This window comes from Paraburkholderia phytofirmans OLGA172 (genome assembly GCF_001634365.1).
Lineage (GTDB): Bacteria > Pseudomonadota > Gammaproteobacteria > Burkholderiales > Burkholderiaceae > Paraburkholderia.
This window is the reverse complement of sequence record NZ_CP014578.1, coordinates 2,444,139-2,464,117: the sequence shown is the minus strand read 5'-3', so window position 1 is coordinate 2,464,117 and position 19,979 is coordinate 2,444,139. Positions and strand designations below refer to the sequence as shown.

The 19,979-nt window shown below is 61.9% G+C and carries 18 protein-coding genes; 10 read left to right on the top strand and 8 right to left on the bottom strand.

Annotated features, from left to right (window positions below):
- The first annotated feature begins 16 nt into the window (after positions 1–16).
- Positions 17–1,384, top strand: a complete 1,368-nt coding sequence (locus tag AYM40_RS10735; protein WP_063496207.1) for an MFS transporter — start codon at positions 17–19, stop codon at positions 1,382–1,384.
- Positions 1,385–1,456: 72 nt separating this feature from the next.
- Here AYM40_RS10735 and AYM40_RS10730 read toward each other — a convergent pair whose 3' ends face one another.
- On the bottom strand, positions 1,457–2,614 hold the full coding sequence (locus AYM40_RS10730; RefSeq protein WP_063496206.1) for a porin: 1,158 nt from the start codon (positions 2,612–2,614) through the stop codon (positions 1,457–1,459).
- A 272-nt stretch (positions 2,615–2,886) separates the two neighbouring features.
- Between AYM40_RS10730 and aldA the strand changes: the two genes are divergently transcribed.
- From aldA to AYM40_RS10710, 4 genes are all read left to right on the top strand, one after another.
- On the top strand, positions 2,887–4,311 hold the full coding sequence (gene aldA, locus AYM40_RS10725) for an aldehyde dehydrogenase (protein WP_063496205.1): 1,425 nt from the start codon (positions 2,887–2,889) through the stop codon (positions 4,309–4,311).
- Positions 4,312–4,463: 152 nt separating this feature from the next.
- Positions 4,464–5,786 carry an MFS transporter gene (locus tag AYM40_RS10720; RefSeq protein WP_063496204.1) on the top strand — a complete coding sequence of 441 codons (1,323 nt, stop codon included), beginning with the start codon at positions 4,464–4,466 and terminating at the stop codon, positions 5,784–5,786.
- Positions 5,787–7,004 (top strand): mandelate racemase/muconate lactonizing enzyme family protein, encoded by a 1,218-nt coding sequence (locus AYM40_RS10715; RefSeq protein ID WP_063496203.1) that lies wholly within the window; start codon positions 5,787–5,789, stop codon positions 7,002–7,004.
- Between the two features lie 102 nt (positions 7,005–7,106).
- On the top strand, positions 7,107–8,768 hold the full coding sequence (locus AYM40_RS10710; protein ID WP_063496202.1) for a GMC family oxidoreductase: 1,662 nt from the start codon (positions 7,107–7,109) through the stop codon (positions 8,766–8,768).
- Positions 8,769–8,914: 146 nt separating this feature from the next.
- Here AYM40_RS10710 and AYM40_RS10705 read toward each other — a convergent pair whose 3' ends face one another.
- Positions 8,915–9,841 (bottom strand): LysR substrate-binding domain-containing protein, encoded by a 927-nt coding sequence (locus tag AYM40_RS10705; RefSeq protein WP_063496201.1) that lies wholly within the window; start codon positions 9,839–9,841, stop codon positions 8,915–8,917.
- A gap of 1 nt (position 9,842) precedes the next feature.
- On the opposite strand from AYM40_RS10705, the gene AYM40_RS10700 reads away from it, so the two are divergent.
- Positions 9,843–10,103, top strand: a complete 261-nt coding sequence (locus tag AYM40_RS10700) for a hypothetical protein (protein ID WP_063496200.1) — start codon at positions 9,843–9,845, stop codon at positions 10,101–10,103.
- On the opposite strand, the gene AYM40_RS10695 is transcribed toward AYM40_RS10700, so the two are convergent.
- Both AYM40_RS10695 and tam read right to left on the bottom strand, forming a co-directional pair.
- Positions 10,100–10,465, bottom strand: coding sequence for a hypothetical protein (locus tag AYM40_RS10695; protein WP_063496199.1), 366 nt, complete (start codon positions 10,463–10,465; stop codon positions 10,100–10,102). The genes AYM40_RS10700 and AYM40_RS10695 overlap by 4 nt on opposite strands.
- Positions 10,466–10,632: 167 nt before the next feature.
- Positions 10,633–11,409: a trans-aconitate 2-methyltransferase gene (gene tam, locus AYM40_RS10690; RefSeq protein ID WP_063496198.1), complete on the bottom strand. Its 777-nt coding sequence runs from the start codon at positions 11,407–11,409 to the stop codon at positions 10,633–10,635.
- Positions 11,410–11,556: 147 nt separating this feature from the next.
- Between tam and AYM40_RS10685 the strand changes: the two genes are divergently transcribed.
- Positions 11,557–12,453, top strand: a complete 897-nt coding sequence (locus AYM40_RS10685; protein WP_063496197.1) for a LysR family transcriptional regulator — start codon at positions 11,557–11,559, stop codon at positions 12,451–12,453.
- A 3-nt stretch (positions 12,454–12,456) separates the two neighbouring features.
- Here AYM40_RS10685 and AYM40_RS10680 read toward each other — a convergent pair whose 3' ends face one another.
- From AYM40_RS10680 to AYM40_RS10670, 3 genes are all read right to left on the bottom strand, one after another.
- On the bottom strand, positions 12,457–13,104 hold the full coding sequence (locus tag AYM40_RS10680; protein ID WP_063496196.1) for a GntR family transcriptional regulator: 648 nt from the start codon (positions 13,102–13,104) through the stop codon (positions 12,457–12,459).
- A 100-nt stretch (positions 13,105–13,204) separates the two neighbouring features.
- Positions 13,205–14,563, bottom strand: a complete 1,359-nt coding sequence (locus AYM40_RS10675) for an aspartate aminotransferase family protein (protein WP_063496195.1) — start codon at positions 14,561–14,563, stop codon at positions 13,205–13,207.
- Positions 14,564–14,603: 40 nt separating this feature from the next.
- Positions 14,604–15,953, bottom strand: a complete 1,350-nt coding sequence (locus tag AYM40_RS10670) for a glutamine synthetase family protein (RefSeq protein ID WP_063496194.1) — start codon at positions 15,951–15,953, stop codon at positions 14,604–14,606.
- Between the two features lie 305 nt (positions 15,954–16,258).
- On the opposite strand from AYM40_RS10670, the gene AYM40_RS10665 reads away from it, so the two are divergent.
- The 3 genes from AYM40_RS10665 (at position 16,259) to AYM40_RS10655 (ending at position 18,593) form a co-directional block, all read left to right on the top strand.
- The gene (locus AYM40_RS10665) at positions 16,259–17,290 is read left to right on the top strand and encodes a histone deacetylase family protein (protein ID WP_063496193.1); all 1,032 of its coding nucleotides are present in this window, start codon (positions 16,259–16,261) and stop codon (positions 17,288–17,290) included.
- Between the two features lie 139 nt (positions 17,291–17,429).
- The gene (locus AYM40_RS10660) at positions 17,430–18,053 is read left to right on the top strand and encodes a glutathione S-transferase family protein (protein ID WP_063496192.1); all 624 of its coding nucleotides are present in this window, start codon (positions 17,430–17,432) and stop codon (positions 18,051–18,053) included.
- 195 nt (positions 18,054–18,248) lie between these two features.
- Entirely contained in the window at positions 18,249–18,593 is a 345-nt protein-coding gene (locus AYM40_RS10655) for a hypothetical protein (RefSeq protein WP_063496191.1), read from the top strand.
- Between the two features lie 150 nt (positions 18,594–18,743).
- Here the strand turns inward: AYM40_RS10655 and fabV are convergent, their stop codons facing one another.
- A complete protein-coding gene (fabV, locus tag AYM40_RS10650; RefSeq protein ID WP_063496190.1) occupies positions 18,744–19,940 on the bottom strand; it encodes an enoyl-ACP reductase FabV in 1,197 nt (398 codons plus the stop codon).
- Positions 19,941–19,979: the final 39 nt, after the last annotated feature.

Genomic DNA, 19,979 nt, shown 5'->3' with positions numbered 1-19,979 from the left:
TATTTGAGGATGCCTGATGAAAAACGTGATGAACTCCCTAAAAAGTGGGGACTGGCGCGCGCTAGTAGCGTGTTTTCTCTATTTCGACACCGGCTTCACCGTCTGGGTTCTGTATGGGCCGCTCGCGCCGTTCATCAGCAAGAGCGTTGCAATGACGCCTGCGCAGCAAGGTTTGCTGGTCGCCGTGCCGGTGCTGTCGGCGGCGATCCTGCGCGTGACGCTCGGTAACCTCTATCAATCGGCGCACGGCAAACGCATCGCGCTGATGGGCGTGTTGCTGTCGGCGGTGCCGACGATCGTGCTGCCGTTGTTGCCGTTCGTGCCGTCGTATACCTTGCTGCTGGTGCTCGGCGTGTTCCTCGGCGTGGGCGGTGCAAGCTTCGCGGTGGCGCTGCCGATGGCCGGCAGCAACTATCCGCCGAAAGTGCAGGGCCTGGTACTGGGTCTTGCCGCCGCGGGCAATATCGGCGCGGTGCTCGACGGCTTCCTGTTCCCGCAACTTGCGGCGCACTACGGATGGCAAATGGCGACTGCCGGCGCACTGCCGTTGCTCGCGATTGCTGCGATCACGCTGTACTTCTGGGCCAACGATTCCGGTATCAAATCGGGCAGCGTGTTGCGCGCGTTCGGCAGCTTTGCGGTAACGCTGGCCGGTTTGATCGTACTCGTGCTGCTGGTCGAAGCGGGCTTGTTCGGTTCGGGCAAGACCGGTGTGCTGCTGTTGCCGGTGGTCGGTGCGCTGCTGGCGATTGCGGTGCTGCCCAAGCGCTATCGCGCGGTGCTGGCCGAGCGCGACACGTGGGTGATCATGCTGGTGTACAGCATCACGTTCGGTGGGTTTGTCGGCATGTCGTCGTATGTTTCGCTGCTGCTGACCAACCTGTATCAGTTGTCGAAGATCGACGCGGGTCTGTTCATGGCGCTGCTTGCCGCAACCGGCGCGATGGTGCGGCCGCTCGGCGGCCTGATTGCCGACAAGGTGTCCGGCGTGCGCGCGTTGACCTTACTGCTCGCGATCATTTCGCTGTGTGATTTCGTCTTCGCCGCCGCGATGCCGTCGATGGTGGGCGGGATTGCGCTGCTGCTGTGCCTGTACGTGGCCTTCGGTCTGGGGAATGGCGCGACCTTCCAGTTGGTGCCGCATCGTTGGGCGGGCCGCACTGGGCTGATGTCGGGCATCGTCGGCGCAGCCGGCGGTGTAGGCGGCTTTTATCTGCCGGTCGTGATGGGTATCGCGAAGGAGAGCACGGGCAGCTATCAGATGGGCTTTGCGACCTTCGGTGCGCTGGCGGCTTGCGCGTTTCTCGCGATCGTCGCACTGCGCCGTCCGTGGATGGCGTGGTCGATGCACAGCAGCGTGATGCACGTCCACGCAACGGAGTAATGCAACAGGATTTGAACATTTATGCCCGCGGAGCCGCTGACGGGGCGGCTCCTGCCCTCCAAACCCTGACGCTCAGAACTTGTGCCGCAGCGCAACCCGCGCGACGACCTGATTCCCCGTCGATGACGGCGCCTGCACGCCCGGAATGAACGCGTTGTCGAGAATCGAGTGGGTCGAGTCGCCCGCGACCTTCTGATACTCGCCCTGCACATAAACATCCGTGCGTTTGGACAAGTTGTAATCCGCCATCAACCCGACCGAGTGAATCTTCGGCTTCACGCTGCCAGTCGACGCATCGTAGTTCTCCATCGTGTACACATACTGCACGCCGATAAAGAAGGCCGGCGTGAACTGGTATTTGCCGTTCACTTCGAAGTTCTGGTATTTCAGCGTGTTCAACCCGACGCCGGATGCCGCCAGCGGGATGCCGATATAGCCGTTGCCGGTCGGATCCTTATAGTTCGAGTTGGTGTAGGCAAAACCGGCGGTCGCCGAACCGAACGTGTAGTTGATGCCGCCGCCGAACACCCGCATGCGCCCGGCGATGAAGCTCGCATCGTTCGCGGTGATCGCGCCGGTGGAGCCGACGCCCGGATTGTTCGCCTGCAAGTACGCGGCCGCAATCAGCAGGCCGCCGTTCGCATACTGGCCACCGAAGCTGTAGGCGCGGTTGTTCGCGAAGTTCGTGTCGTTGCTGAAGCTGTACACGCCGCCGAACTGGAAGCCCGCGATCTCCGGGCTCGCGTATTTCACGCTGTTGCCGAGACGGAACGAGTTGTCCGTATTGTCGTTGTCGTACGGGTGTGCAAACAGGTAGCCGGCCCAGTTGCCGTTGGCCGTGGTCTGCGCGAGGTAGTCGACCACCGAGTCGTACTGGCGTCCGAGTGTGACCGTGCCGAACCGGCCGTCGCTCAAACCCACGTAAGCCTGGCGGCCGAACATGCGGCCGCCCTGGCCGAGCCGCCCCGAACTCACGTCGAAGCCGTTTTCCAGCTGGAACACCGCCTTCATGCCGCCACCCAGATCTTCCGAACCCTTCATGCCCCAGCGGCTGCCTTGCGCATAACCGCTCGCCATTTCCCACACCGCGCCGCGCCCGGCGTTGTTGGTGTAGTCGATGCCTTCGTCCAGCACTCCGTACAAGGTCACGCTGCTTTGCGCGAAGGCTGACGAGGCCGTCAACGAGGCGAGTGCGGTGAAGGCTGCGGTGGCGATGACATTCTTTTTCATTGTGAGCTCCAGACTTTGGTCATGAGCGGCCCCGTGGTTCGAAACAGGGTTCGACCAGCCGCGAAGGCCGCCGCTTGTTGGCAAAGCCCGGATTCTGCTATTCGAGATGGGAGTCGCGTATGAGGCACATCCCTGGATAAACGTGATTTTTTCGAATGTTTGTCCCGCGAATTATTCGCTTGTGGGGCGCCGTGCCTCCGGAGAAAAATTCCGTCCATGCACCTTCGGCATGAAGGCAATGCGCTACCGCACCCGCTTTTTCAGGAGACGACATGCGACTCGATCGGAATTTTGCTAACGGCTGCTTCATCGATGCGGCAAGCGGCGAGCTCATCGCCGTCACCAACCCCGCCACCGAAGCCGTGATTGCCCACGTCACGGGCGCTACCCGGGCCGAGGCCATCGCCGCGGTCGACGCCGCCGCAGCCGCGCAAAAGGGCTGGCGCAAGCTGCCTTCGGCCGAGCGCGCGGTCTATCTGCACAAGCTCGCCGATGCCCTCGCCGAATGCGCGCCCGCCATTGGCGCGGCGCTCGCGCTGGAGTCGGGAAAGAGCGTTGCCGACGCCACCAATGAAGCGATCTACGCTGGCCAGATCACCCGCTACCACGCCGAATGGGCGCGCCGCATCGAAGGCGAGGTGATCCCGAGCGACACGCCCGACGAAAACCTCGTGCTGCATCGGGAGCCGATCGGTGTAGTCGCTTGCCTGATCCCATTCAACTATCCGGTCTATACGTTCATGCGCAAGGTGGCGCCTGCGCTGATCGCCGGCAACACGGTGGTGGTGCGCCCGAGCAACAACACACCGACCTCGGCGTTCGAGATCGCTAAGGCGGTTGAGAAGGCAGGGCTGCCGGCCGGCGTCGTCAACATTCTCGCGATGAATCATGCAACCGCCGAGGCGCTCTGTACGCATCCCAAGGTCGGCATGATCACGCTGACCGGCAGCGTCGGCGCGGGCCGCAAGGTGCTCGAATACTGCAAGGCGAACATCGCCAGGCCGTCGCTCGAACTGGGCGGCAAGACGCCCGCCATCATCGAGGCGGATGCCGATCTCGAGCAGGCCGCGCGCGATCTGGTTGCGTCCAAAACCACTCACTGCGGGCAGCTTTGCACGGCGATCGAACGCGTCTACGTGCAGGAGAGCGTGCATGACCGTTTTGTCGCACTGCTGAAAAAGCACATGAGCGCGGTGGAAAGCGGCGATCGCAGCGAACAGCCTTTGCTGATGGGGCCCCTTGTCAACGACGCCTCGCGTCAGTCGATTCACGGCATGGTCGAGCGCGCGATTGCCGCGGGCGCCACGCTCGAAACCGGCGGCAGACTGCCGCAAGGCAAGGGCTTTTTCTATCCGGCTACGCTGCTCTCGAACTGCCGTCAGGACATGGAAATCATCCAGGAAGAAAGCTTCGGTCCGATCATGCCGGTCGTCAAATACCGCACGCTCGACGAAGCGCTGGAAATGGCCAACGACCATCAGTTTGGTTTGTCGTCGGTGCTCTACACCGAGAACTATCGCAGCGCGATGAAAATCGCCAACGGCATCGAGGCGGGCGAGTTGTATGTGAACCGTACGCCAGCCGATCCGTATCAAGGTTTCCACGCGGGCTGGAAACGTTCGGGGCTCGGCGGCGACGACGGCAAGCACGGCATGCTCGAATTCACGCAGACCCGTCTCGTGGTCATGAAGTACTGAAGCTGAAACCGGCGCGTGCTGCGCGATTCGGAGTAGACAGCACGCGTCGCCTTGAAACCCACAGAAACGCAGCAAACTCGCTGCACTTATAACAACAAATTAGAGATCCGGCGGACCGTTTGAGCGGCGCTGTGTCTATCAGGAGAACTCAAGTGTCATCTCAACCTGTTCAATCCACCGCGTCGCTCGCCTCAAGCGACGCAGAAGCCGCACTGCAAGACAGCAAGGCTCACCGCTATATCCAGCTCATGTTGCTGGTGCTGGCGGCCGGCGCGATTTACCCGATTCTGTATCTTCGGCAGGTCTATCAGCCGACGATGCTCGAAGTGTTTCACATCACCGATAGTCAGCTCGGCTATCTGTATTCGTCGCTCGGCACGATCTTTCTGCTGAGCTACCTGCCGAGCGGCTGGCTCGCCGACCGGATCGCGCCGCGCCTGTTGATCTGCTTTTCGCTGATTGCAACCGGCGTGCTCGGTCTGTGGTATTCGACCGCGCCGTCGTTCAACGTGCTGATGCTGATCTTCGGCGGCTGGGGCTTGACGACTGGATTGACGTTCTGGGCTGCCGTCATCAAGCGCGTGGCAATGATCGCCGGCACGCACGAGCAGGGTCGCTTCTTCGGTTTGCTCGACGGCGGACGCGGCTTGATCGAAGCCATGCTCGCGACCATTGCGATCACGCTGTTCGCCTGGTTCACGCAGACCAAGGGGGAGCCGGTGGCGGCCGGTTTCAAGCTGGTCGTCTACATGTACGCCTTTCTGTGCATCGCGCTCGGTGTGGTGCTCGCGCTCGTCAAAGACCCGCAAGGCACAAAAGACGCCGCTGCCAACCGCGCCACGCGCAAACGCAGCAACGTGCTGGCCGATCTGAAAACGCTCGCGTCGATTCCCGCGTTGTGGTTGGTCGCGGCCATTGTGTTCTGCGGCTACCAGGTGTTTTGGGCCACCTACAGTTTCTCCGCGTATCTGCATGAAGGCGAGATCGGCTTGACGGTGGTGATGGCCGGCACGATCACCACGCTCAAGCTGTGGATGCGGCCGATCGGCGGCATCGGCGGCGGCTTTCTCGGCGACCGTTATTCGAAGGTCTCGGTGCTGGTGATCGCGCTCTTCCTCGCGGCACTGTCGCTGCTGGGCCTGATGGCGGCGCCGCGCATCTCGAGCCATGTGCTGCTGGTGTTCCTCGTGCTTTTCATCGGCATTCTGACTTACGCGATTCGCGGTCTGTACTGGTCGCTGCTGGACCGCTGCAATATCCCGGTCGAAACGATGGGCCTCGCCATTGGCCTGATCTCCGTACTCGGGTATTCGCCCGACGTGTTCCTGCCGTTGATCAATGGCTATCTGACGCAGAACTTCCCGGGTGTCTTCGGTTACCAGCTTTACTTCGGCTATGTGGCCGGAATGGCGGCGCTCGGCGGCTTTGCCGGCCTGGCGCTGAGAAACATGCTTAATACGAAAGGGGTTGCGTAAATGAAGGTCGTCTCGCTCGAAACGCATATCGTCGCCGTACCGCCGCCGCACGTGGGCGGCATGTACTGGATCTTCGTCAAACTCAAGACTGATTGCGGCATTGAAGGCGTCGGCGAAATCTATTCGGCGACGTTCCATCCGAAGGCGATGACGCACATCATCGACGATGTATTCGGCCGCTACCTGCTCGATAAAGATCCGCACCATATCGAGCGGCTCTGGCGTGAAGCGTATTCGAGCGGTTTCACGCAACGCCCCGATCTGACGATGATGGGCGTGGTCAGCGGGCTGGAAATGGCGTGCTGGGACATCATCGGCAAGGCGGCGAACAAGCCGGTGTACGAGTTGCTCGGCGGCATGGTGAACCCGCGCTTGCGCTCGTACACGTACCTGTATCCGAAGAACAGCCGCGGCGAATACGACTACGACGATCCCGATCTCGCCGCCGAATGCGCCGCTGAAAACGTAAAGCGCGGCTTCACCGCGGTGAAGTTCGATCCGGCGGGGCCGTATACGGCTTATTCGGGCCATCAACTGTCGATGGAAGTGCTCGACCGTTGCGAGACCTTCTGCCGGCGCGTGCGCGAAGCCGTCGGCAGCAACGCCGATCTGCTGTTCGGCACGCATGGGCAGATGGTGCCGTCTTCGGCAATCCGGCTTGCCAAACGTCTCGAGAAATACGATCCGCTGTGGTTCGAAGAACCGGTGCCGCCGGGCCAGGAAGGCGCGATGGCGCAAGTCGCGCAGCACACGAGCATTCCGATTGCCGCGGGCGAGCGCCTGACCACCAAGTATGAATTCTTCAAGCTGCTCGAAGCGGGTGCCGCGTCGATCCTGCAACTGAACGTGGCGCGTGTGGGCGGCCTGCTCGAAGCGAAGAAAGTCGCCGCGATCGCCGAGGTGTATTACGCGCAGATCGCGCCGCATCTGTACAACGGGCCGATCGGCGCGGCGGCCAGCATTCAGCTCGCAGCCTGCACGCCGAACTTCCTGATTCAGGAAAGCATCGGCACGTGGGACGGCTTCCATGCGGCCGTGTTGAAGAAGCCGATTCAATGGGAAGACGGCTACATCATTCCTTCGCGGGAACCGGGCTTGGGCGTGGAGTTGAACATGGACGTCGTGCGGCAGCACACGCCGTACACCGGCGAGCGTCTGCATCTGCAAATGGCCGCGCTTCCCGCCGACGTGAAAGATCTCGCGCCGGCCAAGGGTTGAACCCGGATTGAACCCGTCGGGTTCGACCTGCGGGAGTCGACCTGTGAGTTTCAACCCGATTTTCGCATTCAATGGACTGAGCGCCCTCGGGCGACATAGAGCATGAACTACGATTACATCATCGTCGGCGCGGGTTCGGCGGGCTGCATTCTCGCCAATCGCCTTTCGGCGTCAGGTCAATATTCGGTACTGCTGCTCGAAGCGGGCGGCAAGGACAGTTCGTTCTGGTTCAAGATCCCGGTGGGTTTCACCAGGACGTACTACAACGAAACCTATAACTGGATGTACTACAGCGAACCCGAAAAGGAACTCGACAACCGGCCGATCTATTGCCCGCGCGGCAAAGTACAGGGCGGTTCCGGTTCGATCAACGCCATGATCTATGTGCGTGGCCAGCCGCATGATTTTGACGACTGGGCCGCGGCCGGCAACCCGGGCTGGGCATTTCGCGACGTGCTGCCGTATTTCCGCAAGCTCGAATCGCATCCGCTCGGCAACACCGAGTATCACGGCGCGGACGGCCCGATCCGTATCTCGCCGATGAAGGATGAGGTCCATCCGATCTGCCGCGTGTTCCTGAAGGGCTGCGACCAGGCCGGCTATAAGCGCAGCGACGACTTCAACGGTGCACGATTCGAAGGCGCCGGCATCTACGACGTGAATACGCGCAACGGGCGGCGGTCGTCGAGCAGCTTCGAATACCTGCATCCGGTGCTGACGCGCAAGAATCTGAAGGTCGAGCGTGAGGTGCTGGCAAGCCGCGTGCTATTCGACGGGAACCAACGGGCAATTGGCGTGACCGTTACGCAGAACGGCACTACGCGTCAGTTCATGGCGACCCGTGAGGTGATTCTGTCGGCGGGTGCGGTCGATTCGCCCAAGCTGCTGCAACTCTCGGGCGTAGGCGATAGCGCATTGCTGGCGAAGCATCGCATTGCGATGGTCAAGGAACTGCCCGCTGTGGGGCAGAATCTGCAGGACCATCTGTGCGTGAGTTTCTACTATCGCGCGAACGTGAAGACGCTGAACGACGAGATGCGGCCGTTGCTCGGCAAGCTCAAGCTCGGCCTGCAGTATCTGCTGACACGCAAGGGGCCGCTCGCGATGAGCGTGAACCAGTCGGGCGGGTTCTTCAAGGGCAACGATCGGGAAGCACAGCCGAATTTGCAGCTTTACTTCAATCCGCTGTCGTATCGGATTCCGAAGAGTAATAAGGCGAATCTCGAACCCGAGCCGTATTCGGGCTTCCTGCTGGCATTCAATCCGTGCCGGCCGACGAGCCGCGGTTCGATCGAAATCGCGTCGAACCGTGCGGAAGACGCCGCGAAAATCCGCATCAACGCGTTAACCACGGAGAAGGACATCGACGAAGTGATCCAGGGTTGCGAGCTGGTGCGCAAGGTGATGGCATCGCCGGCGTTGAAGGAGATCACGGTCGAGGAAATTTCGCCGGGGCCGCAGGTTAATACGCGTGAAGGCTTTCTGCAGTATTTCCGCGAGCAATCAGGTTCGATCTATCACCTGTGCGGCTCGTGCGCGATGGGCGACGACCCGCGCACCTCGGTGGTGGATGCGCGTTTGCGGGTGCATGGCATTGCCGGCTTGCGCGTGGTCGATGCGTCGATCTTTCCGAATATCACGTCGGGCAATATCAATGCGCCGACGATGATGGTGGCGGAGAAGGGCGCCGAGATGATTCTTGAGGATGCCGCCGTCGAAGCCACCTTTAGGCCCGAAGCGGCGGAACTGGCTGCTGCCGCCTGACGCTGCCCGAGGGTTGGCGGTGGAGCTTCAAAGCGGTAGAAAACTGCGCCGATGCGACGCCATCGGCGCAGTCTTTTATGTCAGGTTAACGCCGCATCTTGCACGCTGCAAAGCGGGGCAATGATGCATGGCAAGCTTCAATCCTCTCAGCCTGACTGTGCCGACTCCGACGAATCGAGTGCGCGTTCGGTCAGCCAGATTTCCTGCTGCAGCCAGTCGCGGAACAGCGCGACGTGCGGCAACTCGTCCTGCTCTGCGCGCGTAACGAGCCAATACGACTGGTGGCCGTCGACGTGCACATTGAGCACTTGTACCAACTGCCCCTCCGCCAGCTCACGCCCGATCATGTGACGATCGGCGATCGTCACGCCAAGCCCGTCGATAGCGGCCCGGATCGCGTGATCGAGCAGATCGAACTCGTAGCCGCCGCGGGTGTCGACGTTTTCAATGCCGGCCGCCTTTAACCAATGCTGCCAGGTCAGATAGCGCTGATCGGCGCTCGCGAGCACGTGCAGCAGCGTGAACTGATTCAGGTCGATGGCCGCGCGGCCGGCCTGACGCGCAAGCAACGCGGGCGCGCAGACAGCGATGTGCCGTTCGTTCATCAGCAGACGGTTGTCGAAACCGTCCCACTCGCCGTTGCCGAAGCGGATGGCGCAGTCAAGCACGCCCGATTCGGCGAGATTGTCGTCGACGCGGGTCGACAGGCTGAGTTCGAGATGCGGGTGCGCATCACGCAAACGTCCGAGGCGCGGCATCAGCCAGCGGCTCGTGAAGGTGGGCGGCGCGTTGATACGCAGGCGGTTGCGGTGGGTTTTCTCTTGCAGGCTGCGGACCGTGAGCTCGATCCGGTCGAATGATTGTTGCAGTGCTTGCAGGAGGATGCGGCCGGCGGCCGAGAGCTCCAGATGGTGGTGGTGACGCTGGAGCAACGTCTCGCCGAGTTGGGCTTCCAGTTGCCGGACTTGCCGGCTGACCGCGCTTTGTGTCACGTTCAGCAGTTCCGCTGCGCGGGTAAAGCTGCCCGTGCGGCCAGCGACTTCGAAGGCTTTTAGCGCGTTCAGCGCAGGCATTTTGCGTTTCAAGTTTGGGCTCAGGGGGGCTTTGCGCGGCGGCGCGGGTGCTTTGCAGGGCGCGGTGTACAGCTTGCCGAAGCGGACGGCGGTCTATGCGGTGGTGATCGGGCAGAAAATCGGGCAGAAATCCTCAGGCGCCGGACTGGGGATCAATCCGTCGACGGGGCAAACGGAGAATCTGGCGCAGATTCCGAATATCGTCAATTCGGACACGGATAAACAGCTCTCGGTGATCGTCGGCCTGCGGCACAATTTTTAATCTGCCAGGCGCTTGTCCGCTAGCGCGTTCTGGCAATCCGTCAGCACCTGCTTCACCAGTCGCGCTTGCGGGTCAAGCTCGTCCGTATCGAGAATCTCCTCGACAGCATCCCGCGCCCAATCGGCCTCGACAAATTTCGCGTGCCGCCGCGCAATCTCCAGTGCGGTTGCCGACAACCTGGCGATACTCAGCCAGTCTGCTTCCCGGGACCGATGGTCGAGCCACTTATGGGCGGCCTGCACGTGAAACGCCGCGTCAGGCCAGTCCTCATTCAGGTAATAAGCGCCAAGGCAGCCGCATGTGAGCCAGCACAACAGCTCCAAACGGTCCCGTGGACTCAGATGATGGCGTACATCACTCATGGCGACGCTCGCTGCTGTAAATTGCGTTCCGGTGGGGACGGCAAGCCGCCCTCCGCTTACGTTACACAATATCACGCAGAATTCACGAGCGGCAATGCCTGACTGACCCTGGCGGCTCCGGCACCACAAATACTACGCGGCGGCAACCGGCAACCGGCGCGGCCCTGCTAGCGCGTAGCGACGATAAACAGCCGCGGGAACGGCAACAACACGGTGCCGTCGGCCAGGGCCGGATAAGCCTGCGCGATCGCATCCCGGTAACGCTCCAGAAAGGGGCCTTCTTCGCTGTCGTCGAGTTCGGCGAGGAACGGTCTCAGCGCGCTGCCCTTGAACCATTCGACCACCGCGTCCGCGCCGCCAGCGAGCGGGTGGTGGTAGACGGTGCGCCACACGTCGACCCGCGCGCACTGCGGTTTGAGCAGCTTGTAGTACCAGTCGACGCCGTGGCGCATGGTGCGTTCCACGCCCCTCAGTTTGTTGGCCCAAGGGCCGTCCGCCGCGATTTCGCGCAGCAGGCGGTGCGCGGGTTCGTCGAGGTTGTCCGGCATTTGCACGGCAAGACTGCCCCCCTGCGCAAGTTTCTTCACCAGTGACGGAAACAGCTGCTCATGATTCGGCACCCACTGCAGCACGGCATTGGCGAGGATCAGGTCGTAAGAGCCCGGCGCGGCCCAGTTCGAAATGTCGCTCACCTCGAACTGGAATTGCGGCAGGCGCTTCCTGGCCGCCGCGATCATGTCGGCGGAACTGTCCAGACCGCTGACCGCCGCGCCGGGCAGGCGGGCTGCCAGCACCTCGGTGGAGTTGCCGGGGCCGCAGCCGATGTCCACCGCCACTTGCCCATCCGTCGCCGGGACCGCTGCAAGCAGATCCCTGACTGGACGCGTGCGCTCGTTTTCGAACAACACGTACTGCTTTGCAACCCAATTTGTCGATGAATTCATCTCACGCTCCTTTGTCTCGATGGCTGGACCGTTTCCGCTGACATCCGCTCAATGCGTGCGATGTCAAAACGATCCAATCCGCTCATTCTGTGCGGTGGCGAAGGCAGAGTAAAATGAATTTATCATTCCAATTCCTTCATTTTTCTAATGAAAATCGACACGCTCGGCGTCCAGGCGTTCGTCGCGATCGCGGATCGCGGCAGCTTTCAAAGCGCCGCCGATTCACTGCACGTCACGCAAACGGCCATTACGCAACGTCTGCGTAAGCTCGAAACGTTTCTGGGCGTCACGCTGATCGAGCGGACCACCCGCTCCATGGCGCTGACGGAAATAGGGCGCAGTTTTCTACCGCAGGCGCGCCGCTTGTTGGGCGAGCTTGCCGACGCGCTGGTGGAGATTCGTGAGACGGGTGTGGCCCGTCGCGGCGACGTGTCGATCGCCTGCGTGCCGACCGTGGGCGTGCAGTATCTGCCGCGCATTTTGCAGGCGTACGCCGCGCGTTATCCGCATAACCGCATCAAGATTCTCGATCACGCGTCGTCAGCGGTGGAGGAGGCGGTGTTGCGCCGGGAGGTGGAGTTCGGCATCAATATCGCCGGTGAGCATCATCCGGATCTCGCCAGCGTGCCGTTGACGGAAGACCGCTACGTGCTGATTTGCCATGAAGATCATCCTCTGGCAAAACGGCGGCGCATCGCCTGGCCGCAACTGCAACCCTATCCGCTGATTTTTGCCGGCGAGGTCAGCGGCAATCGCGCATTGCTCGATGTTGCACTGGAAAAGAGCGAACTGGCGCTGCGTTCCTTTTATGAAGTGCAACGCAGTTCGACGGCTGTCGGCCTGGTCGCTCAAGGGGTGGGCGCGGCCGTCGTGCCGGCGCTCGCCATTCAGAAGGGTGCGTATCCGACGGTTCGCACCGTCGAGCTCACGCATCCGGTGGTCTCGCGCACGCTGGTCCTCGTGGCGCGCAAGACCGCTCAGTTATCGCCGGCGGCGCAGGCGCTCTACGACATGATTCTCGAACAGGCGACGCTGAAAGCGTGATCCCTACAAACATTGCTCCCGCAAACAACTCGCCGCATGGCTCAGGTCGTGCTCGATCGCGCGTCGCACGCCGGCCGCATCGCGCGCCTTCGCGGCGTTCAGCAATTCGTCGTGCGCATCGTTGAGCGTGCCGGCAAACTGCGCCTCGCCAAACAACAGATTCGAAATCGGCCCGACCTGCAGCCACACCGTTTCGATCAACTCGAGCAGAAGCGGCGAGCCGGCCGCGCGGTACAGAATCAGATGGAACGCTTCGTTGGCGTCGAGATAGGCCTTGGCGTCGGCAGTCCGCAGGGCCCGCGCCATCTCCTCGTTCAGTTTTTCCAGCGCTTCCAGATCGTGCGCACTGAGATGCGGTACGCCCAGTTCGGCGGCCTGGCCTTCGAGAATCAGGCGCACGCGCAGCACATCGTCGAATTGCTGTTTCGACAGACGGGGCACCGTCACGCCGCAATTAGGCACGTTCACCAGCGCCGATTCGGCTGCAAGGCGCTGCAAGGCGGAGCGCACCGGCATCTCGCCCACGCCGAGTTCGGCGGCGACGTGACGGATCTTGATGCGCTCGCCCGGCACGAAGCGCCCGATCGTCAGCCATTGCCGCAGCGTTTCGTAGGTCTGGTCCTGCAGCGTGTGATGGCGCGAAGTTTTCATAAAGCTCAGTGCGGCGACCGAAATAAAGCTGCAAAAAGGCTGCAAAAAAGGCCGACAGTCTAGCGCCGGCCGCGCTCGATCAACCTCGATCCGAAAGCGCTCAGGTCAGTTCGGCAAGGCAGGCGTCGAACGTAGAAACCAGTCTGTCGACGTCGGTTGCCGACGTGTCGGGGCACACCAGGATCATGTTGTGAAACGGCGTGATCAGCACGCCGCGATTGAGCAGGTACAGGTGCACGATATGCTCCAGTTCCGGATCGAGCTGGCGGCCGGCCTCGGCGCCGTTGCGCGGCGGTGTCGGCGTGAACTGGAATTCGGTGCGGGCGCCGACGCGCGTCACGCACCACGCGAGGCCATGACGGGCGATCGCGCTTTTCAGGCCGGCTTCGATCCGCTCGGCGAGCGCGAACATATGATCGTAGGCGGCCTCGGTCATCACCTCGGCGAGCGTTGCGCGGATCGCGCTCATTGCCAGCATGTTCGCTGTAAGGGTGGTGCCGATGCCGGAGTGCCCAGGCGGTGCGCTGCGCTTGGCGTGCTGCGCGCGGGCTGCCAGCTCGGCGCTGAAACCGTACACCGCGCACGGAAAGCCGCCACCCACCGGCTTGCCGAGGATGAACAGGTCGGGTTCGAGGCCGTACGCCGTCGAGTAACCACCCGGCCCGCAGCTGATGGTGTGGGTTTCGTCGATGGCGAGCAGCGTGCCGTAGCGGCGCATGAGCGCTTGCGCTTGCCGCCAGTAGTCCGGTTCAGGCAGCACCATGCCGATGTTGGTCATCGCGGGTTCGGCCAGCACACAGGCCACGTCGCCGTCCTTCAGCGCGTTCTCCAGCGCAGCCAGGTCGTTGAATTCGATCACGCGCGTGGTGTCGAGCAGGTCGTGCACCTGGCCGATCAGGCTGTCGCGCTGTTGCGGCTTGCCGTCGACGAGATCGACGAACACGTCGTCCACGGTGCCGTGATAGCAGCCGTTGAAAATCACAATCTGCCGGCGTCCGGTCGCGGCGCGCGCCCAGCGCAACGCAAAGCGGTTGGCGTCGCTCGCCGTCATCGCGAACTGCCAGTAGGGCAGTCCGAAACGGCGTGCGAGTTCTTCGCCGACCCACGCGGCATCCTCGCCCGGCAGCATGGTCGTCAAGCCGCGCTCAGCCTGGGCAGCCAGCGCGCGGGCTACCGGGGCGGGCGAGTGGCCGAACATCGCGCCCGTGTCGCCGAGGCAGAAGTCGGCGTAGCGATGACCGTCCACGTCGGTAAACGCGGCGCCGCGCGCTTGATCGACATAGAGCGAGAAGGGTGTCGACCAGTCGTTCATCCAGTGCAGCGGCACGCCGAACAACAGATGGCGCGCGGCGCGTTCGGATAGCGCGCGGGATTTCGGCATGGCCTCGGTAAACGCGCGGCGTTCGCGTTCGACGAGCGCCTGCGCACGCTCCCAGTTGATGCCGTGGCGGGTATTCAAATCCAGCTTCTCCAATGATGTTTTGATAAGCCGCCCGGGCTCAGACGAGCAGTTGCAGATGCTCGCGTTCCCACGCGGTAATGCCTTGCGAGAAGGTCTCGAACTCTTTTTCCTTCACCGCGCAATAGGCCTGCACGAAGTTGTCGCCGAGCACGTCCGCGAGTTCGGTGCACTTCAGGAGCGCCTTGAGCGCATCTTCGAGACCGCGCGGCAATTCGTATTCGAGGTCGTAGGCGCTTTCGACCATTGGCGCCGACGCTTCCAGCTGCTCCACCATGCCGAGATAGCCGCAGGCGAGGGTGGCCGCCATCGCCAGATACGGATTGACGTCGACGCCCGGCACGCGGTTTTCGAGCCGCCGGCCGTCCGGCCCGGAATTAGGCACGCGAATGCCGCAGGTGCGGTTGTCGTAACCCCAGCGCACGTTGATCGGCGCAGCGGTAAAGCGCGACAGGCGCCGGTACGAATTCACATAGGGCGCGAACATCGGCATGGCTTGTGGCATGTACTTCTGCAAGCCGCCGATATAGTTGAAAAACAGCGGACTCGCCGATCCGTCGGGCAAAGAAAAGATGTTCTCGCCGGTTTCACTATCGACGATGCTCTGATGAATATGCATCGCGCTGCCGGGCTCATGCTCCATCGGCTTGGCCATGAAGGTCGCGAAAATGCCATGACGGAAGGCGGTTTCTCGCACCGCGCGCTTGAACAGGAACACGCGGTCGGCGAGATCGAGCGCGTCGCCGTGCGAAAAGTTGATCTCCATTTGCCCTGCGCCGACTTCGTGCACGAGCGTTTCGACACCGAGATGCGTGGTCTCGCAGAAGCGCGACAGGTCCTGGAAGAACGGATCGAATTCGTTGACGGCGTCGATCGAGAACGACTGGCGGCCAGCCTCGCTGCGCCCCGCGCGGCCGAGCGGCGGGCGCAGCGGTTCATGCGGATTCTGATTCTGGGCGATCAGGTAGAACTCCATCTCCGGCGCGACCACGGGACGCCAGCCTTTTTCCTCATAGAGCTTCAGCACCCGCCGCAACACCGCGCGCGGCGAAATGCCGATCGGCTTGCCATCGAGTCCGACGCAATCGTGGATCACGACCGCGACCTGCTCGATGGCCCACGGTACCAGCCGTACCGTGTTGGGATCGGGGATGCAAACCATGTCGGGATCGCTCGGCCCGACAAAGCGTTCGAAATCCGCGAACTCGCCGTTGACGGTGATCATCAGGAGCGCGTTCGACATGTGCATCTTGCCTTCCGAGAGAAACAGGTTCTTCGGCACGATCTTGCCGCGCGCGACGCCCGTCATGTCCGGTATCACGCACTCCACTTCATGGATGTGGTGATGTTCCAGGAATTCACGCAGATCGTCGCGTAGGTCGCTTTGCAAGGTTGACTCCAGTCGGTTGATGAAGACGGCGCGAAGCGCGGCTGCAAACCGTGCGCGACGCGCTGCCTGTTCGGGGAAGCCGGGCGTTTTGCATGATGGGATTTGATCAAATCATCGCACGGATTTTTTCTTTTGGGAAATTTGATCAAATATCATCGGTTCATTGAGGGAACCCGAGAGCGGCCCATGACCGATGCACCGTGTTCGCAACGCCCGTCGCCGGCTTAATGCGTCGCGACCCTGCATACGATTCTCGGCGGGTTGAGTGACGGATTCGAGCGGCAAGCATTCTGAGGAGACGTTGCATGTTGACTGTGTATAGCGATCGACATCGGCTGCACCATGGCCATGCCGAACTGATCGACGGCGAAATGAAGCCTTGCTTCGAGATGCCAAGCCGTGCTGATTTCATCCTGGAACGGGTGCGCGAAACGAAACTCGGCGAGGTGATTGCGCCCGCACCGTTCGGGCTCGATCCGGTGCACCGTATTCACGACAAGGGCTTCATTGCGTTTCTTGGCAGCGCATGGGACGAATGGAGCGCGCTCGGCCGCAAGCACGACGCGCTGCCGCTCATATGGCCAGTGCGCGGCATGCGCCAGGACCGCGTGCCGGAAGATATCGATGGCAAGCTCGGCTACTACTCGATGGATGCGGGTGTGCCGATCACCGCGGGCACGTGGGCTGCCGTGAGCGATGCCGTGGATGTCGCGCTGACCGGCGCGCGCCACGTGAGGGCGGGCGCGCGCGGCGCGTTCTCGTTGTGCCGCCCGCCCGGGCACCACGCTGCGGCGGACTATATGGGCGGCTACTGCTACATCAACAACGCGGCGGTGGCGGCGCAATCGTTCCTCGACGCGGGCGCGAAACGCGTGGCGATTCTCGACGTCGACTATCACCACGGCAACGGCACGCAGAGCATCTTCTATCACCGTTCGGACGTATTGTTCGCGTCGCTGCATGGCGATCCGCGCACCGAGTATCCGTTCTTTCTCGGGCACGCCGACGAAACCGGCACGGGGGCGGGTCTCGGCTGCAACGCGAACTTCCCGCTGCAACCGGGCACGGCGTGGGCGGACTATACGGTGGCGCTCGACGCGGCTTGCGCGCGTGTCGCTGAATACGCGCCGGATGCGCTGGTGGTGTCGCTCGGTGTCGATACGTTCGAAGAGGACCCGATTTCGCAGTTCAAGCTGCGCAGCGCCGACTATCTGCGCATCGGCGAGGCGATCGGACGAGTGGGGAAGCCGACTCTGTTCGTGATGGAGGGCGGCTACGCGGTCGCGGCGATCGGGGTGAATGCGGTGAATGTGCTGATGGGTTTTGAGTCGGTTTAACCGATCCTTTGTCGTGACGCCGGCTGGCCCAGCGCGCAACGCGGGAAGTGTCCATGTCCGATTTATCCCGCTATCGATACGCTACGATTCGAGCCGGATTCCCGGTGAAATTATCCATAGCGATCGAACGAGCGACCCCATGCTTCAGATACTCGGCAAAGCCTCATCCATAAACGTCCGCAAAGTACTGTGGGCGTGTGCCGAACTCGACCTGCCGTTTGAACGGGAGGATTGGGGTTCCGGATTCAGGGCGACCGACGTGCCCGAATTCGTCGCGTTGAATCCCAACGCCATGGTTCCGGTGATCCGGGACGGCGAGTTCGTGCTGTGGGAATCCAACTCGATCATCCGTTACCTGGCCGGCCGCTATAACGGCGAGTCGTTCTATCCGGGCGATCCTTGCGAGCGCGCGAAGTGCGACCAATGGATCGACTGGCAGGCGAGCGAGTTGAACCGGGCATGGAGCTACGCGTTTCTTGCGCTGGTCCGGCATTCTCCGGCTCATCAGGATCGTCAGCAGATCGATCTGTCGTGTGCAAACTGGGCGAAGCATGTTGCAATTGTCGACAGGCAACTGGAGAAGACAGGCGCGTTCATCGCCGGGTCATCGTTCTCGCTGGCGGACATTCCGATCGCGCTGTCGGTCAACCGCTGGCTCGAGACGCCATTGCAACACGCCGATTTTCCCGCGCTGATGGCTTACATGGGGCGCCTTGCCACGCGCCCAGGCTACCTGGCGTACTGTCGCAACGGCACGCCGTAAGCGGCGCATTCGTGCTGCTTACGTGACTCATTAACGTGAGCGCGGTGACTCCGGCACAAAGGATCCGCATCGCGCCGGAATGCTTACAAAATACTCGTCCAATGCTTACGGATTCCTGATCGACGAGCGCTTCAGCGCAGCATTCCCCGACTCGCCTACAATGGCGGCTTTTGCGACACAGATTGAAGGTTCAAGATGCGGGTATCGAAATTTGCACTGGCTTTGCTGACGGCCTGCTTTACGCTCAACGCAAGCGCCGAGATGACGGCCGCGCAATACAAACTCTGGGCGCATACCGATAACAACTCGGTCTACGCGGCTTACATTACGGGCACGATCAACGCGCTGGGGTGGGCGAACGGGGATCTGGTGTCGAAGAAGCGTCCGCCGCTGTTCTGCCCGCCGCAGAATCTCGCTATTGGCAACCAGAACGTCTATCCGCTGCTCGATCAGTTTTTCACCAACCATCCGGGTCTTTCAGACGACTTTCCGATCGGCCTCGCCATTCTGCGCACGCTTCAGGCGGCGTTTCCCTGCTGATACGGAAGCACCCGCGCGACATTTGAGTGATGCCGCGTGGCCGGGGATGGTTGAGCGCCCATGCGAGGTCGCCCGTCTTCAGCCCGAATGGGCCACCGATGTTCTACAAACAGGCAACAGGCAGGCGGGGCGGCAGAGCCCCGCGAAGACTCAGACCTGTACCAGCCCAGGAATCTGCACGTCCGGATTGACGTCGGCTTCATAGTCCACGCCGGCGATCTCGAATCCAAACAGGCGCAGGAAGTCAGTCTTGTAGCCGCTGAAGTCGGTGAGCTCGTAAATATTGTCGTTGGTCACCTGAGTCCAGAGTTCCTGAACGCGGGCTTGCACTTCGGGATCGAGTTCCTTGTAGTCTGCGCGCAGACGGCCTTCTTCGTCGATGTGCGGTGCTGTGCCGTACATGCTGTCTTTGTAGAGACCGTAGACCTGCTCGATACAGCCTTCGTGCGTGCCTTTTTCCTTCATGACCTTGAAGAGCAGCGACAGGTACAGCGGCATCATCGGAATCGCGGAGCTCGCTTGCGTGACGACCGCCTTGAGCACCGAGACGCGTGCATCGCCGCCCTTGGCCGCGAGTTTTTCGCGGATACCGAGCACCTTCTGGTCGAGATCTTTCTTGGCCGCGCCGATCGAACCGTTCCAGTAGATGTCGTGCGTGATTTTTTCGCCGAGATAGGTGAACGCGGTCGTCTTCGCGCCATCGGCGAGCACGTTGGCCTCGAGGAGGGCGTCGATCCACATCTGCCAGTCTTCGCCGCCCATCACCGCGACGGTGTTGTCGATTTCGGCTTGCGTGGCGGGTTCGAGGACGGTTTCCTTGACGACTTCCTTGTCGGTGTCGATGCCGCGCAGGTTGACGGCTTTGCCGACGGGCTTCAGGGTTGAGCTGAACACTTCACCGGTTTTCGGATGCGTGCGCTTGGGCGCCGCAAGACTGTAGACGACCAGGTCGACCTGACCGAGATCGCGCTTGATGACTTCGATGGTGCGTTGCTTGACTTCATCGGAGAAGGCGTCGCCGTTGATGCTTGTGGCGTACAGGCCTTTTTCCGCGGCGAATTTCTCGAAGGCGGCGGTGTTGTACCAGCCCGCGGTGCCGGCTTTGGTTTCGCTGCCGGCACGCTCGAAGAACACGCCGAGCGTGGCGGCGTCGGCGCCGAACGCGGCGCTGATGCGGGCAGCGAGGCCGTAGCCCGTGGAGGCGCCGATCACGAGCACTTTTTTCGGGCCATTGGCGATGGGACCGCGTGCCTTGACGTATTCGATCTGTTCTTTGACGTTGGCTTCGCAGCCAACCGGATGGGTCGATACACAGATGAAGCCACGCACGCGCGGTTTGATGATCATGAAGCACCTCTTGTCAGAATTGCCGACATTATAGTGGGC

Bases quoted from the DNA above. Each gene is read 5' to 3' on its own strand.
- AYM40_RS10715 (WP_063496203.1), top strand. From the start codon at position 5,787: ATGAAGGTCGTCTCGCTCGAAACGCATATCGTCGCCGTACCGCCGCCG.
- fabV (WP_063496190.1), bottom strand. From the start codon at position 19,940: ATGATCATCAAACCGCGCGTGCGTGGCTTCATCTGTGTATCGACCCAT.
- AYM40_RS10695 (WP_063496199.1), bottom strand. From the start codon at position 10,465: ATGAGTGATGTACGCCATCATCTGAGTCCACGGGACCGTTTGGAGCTG.
- AYM40_RS10660 (WP_063496192.1), top strand. From the start codon at position 17,430: ATGCTTCAGATACTCGGCAAAGCCTCATCCATAAACGTCCGCAAAGTA.
- AYM40_RS10655 (WP_063496191.1), top strand. From the start codon at position 18,249: ATGCGGGTATCGAAATTTGCACTGGCTTTGCTGACGGCCTGCTTTACG.
- AYM40_RS10685 (WP_063496197.1), top strand. From the start codon at position 11,557: ATGAAAATCGACACGCTCGGCGTCCAGGCGTTCGTCGCGATCGCGGAT.
- AYM40_RS10735 (WP_063496207.1), top strand. From the start codon at position 17: ATGAAAAACGTGATGAACTCCCTAAAAAGTGGGGACTGGCGCGCGCTA.
- AYM40_RS10730 (WP_063496206.1), bottom strand. From the start codon at position 2,614: ATGAAAAAGAATGTCATCGCCACCGCAGCCTTCACCGCACTCGCCTCG.
- AYM40_RS10665 (WP_063496193.1), top strand. From the start codon at position 16,259: ATGTTGACTGTGTATAGCGATCGACATCGGCTGCACCATGGCCATGCC.
- AYM40_RS10710 (WP_063496202.1), top strand. From the start codon at position 7,107: ATGAACTACGATTACATCATCGTCGGCGCGGGTTCGGCGGGCTGCATT.
- tam (WP_063496198.1), bottom strand. From the start codon at position 11,409: ATGAATTCATCGACAAATTGGGTTGCAAAGCAGTACGTGTTGTTCGAA.
- AYM40_RS10705 (WP_063496201.1), bottom strand. From the start codon at position 9,841: ATGCCTGCGCTGAACGCGCTAAAAGCCTTCGAAGTCGCTGGCCGCACG.
- aldA (WP_063496205.1), top strand. From the start codon at position 2,887: ATGCGACTCGATCGGAATTTTGCTAACGGCTGCTTCATCGATGCGGCA.
- AYM40_RS10680 (WP_063496196.1), bottom strand. From the start codon at position 13,104: ATGAAAACTTCGCGCCATCACACGCTGCAGGACCAGACCTACGAAACG.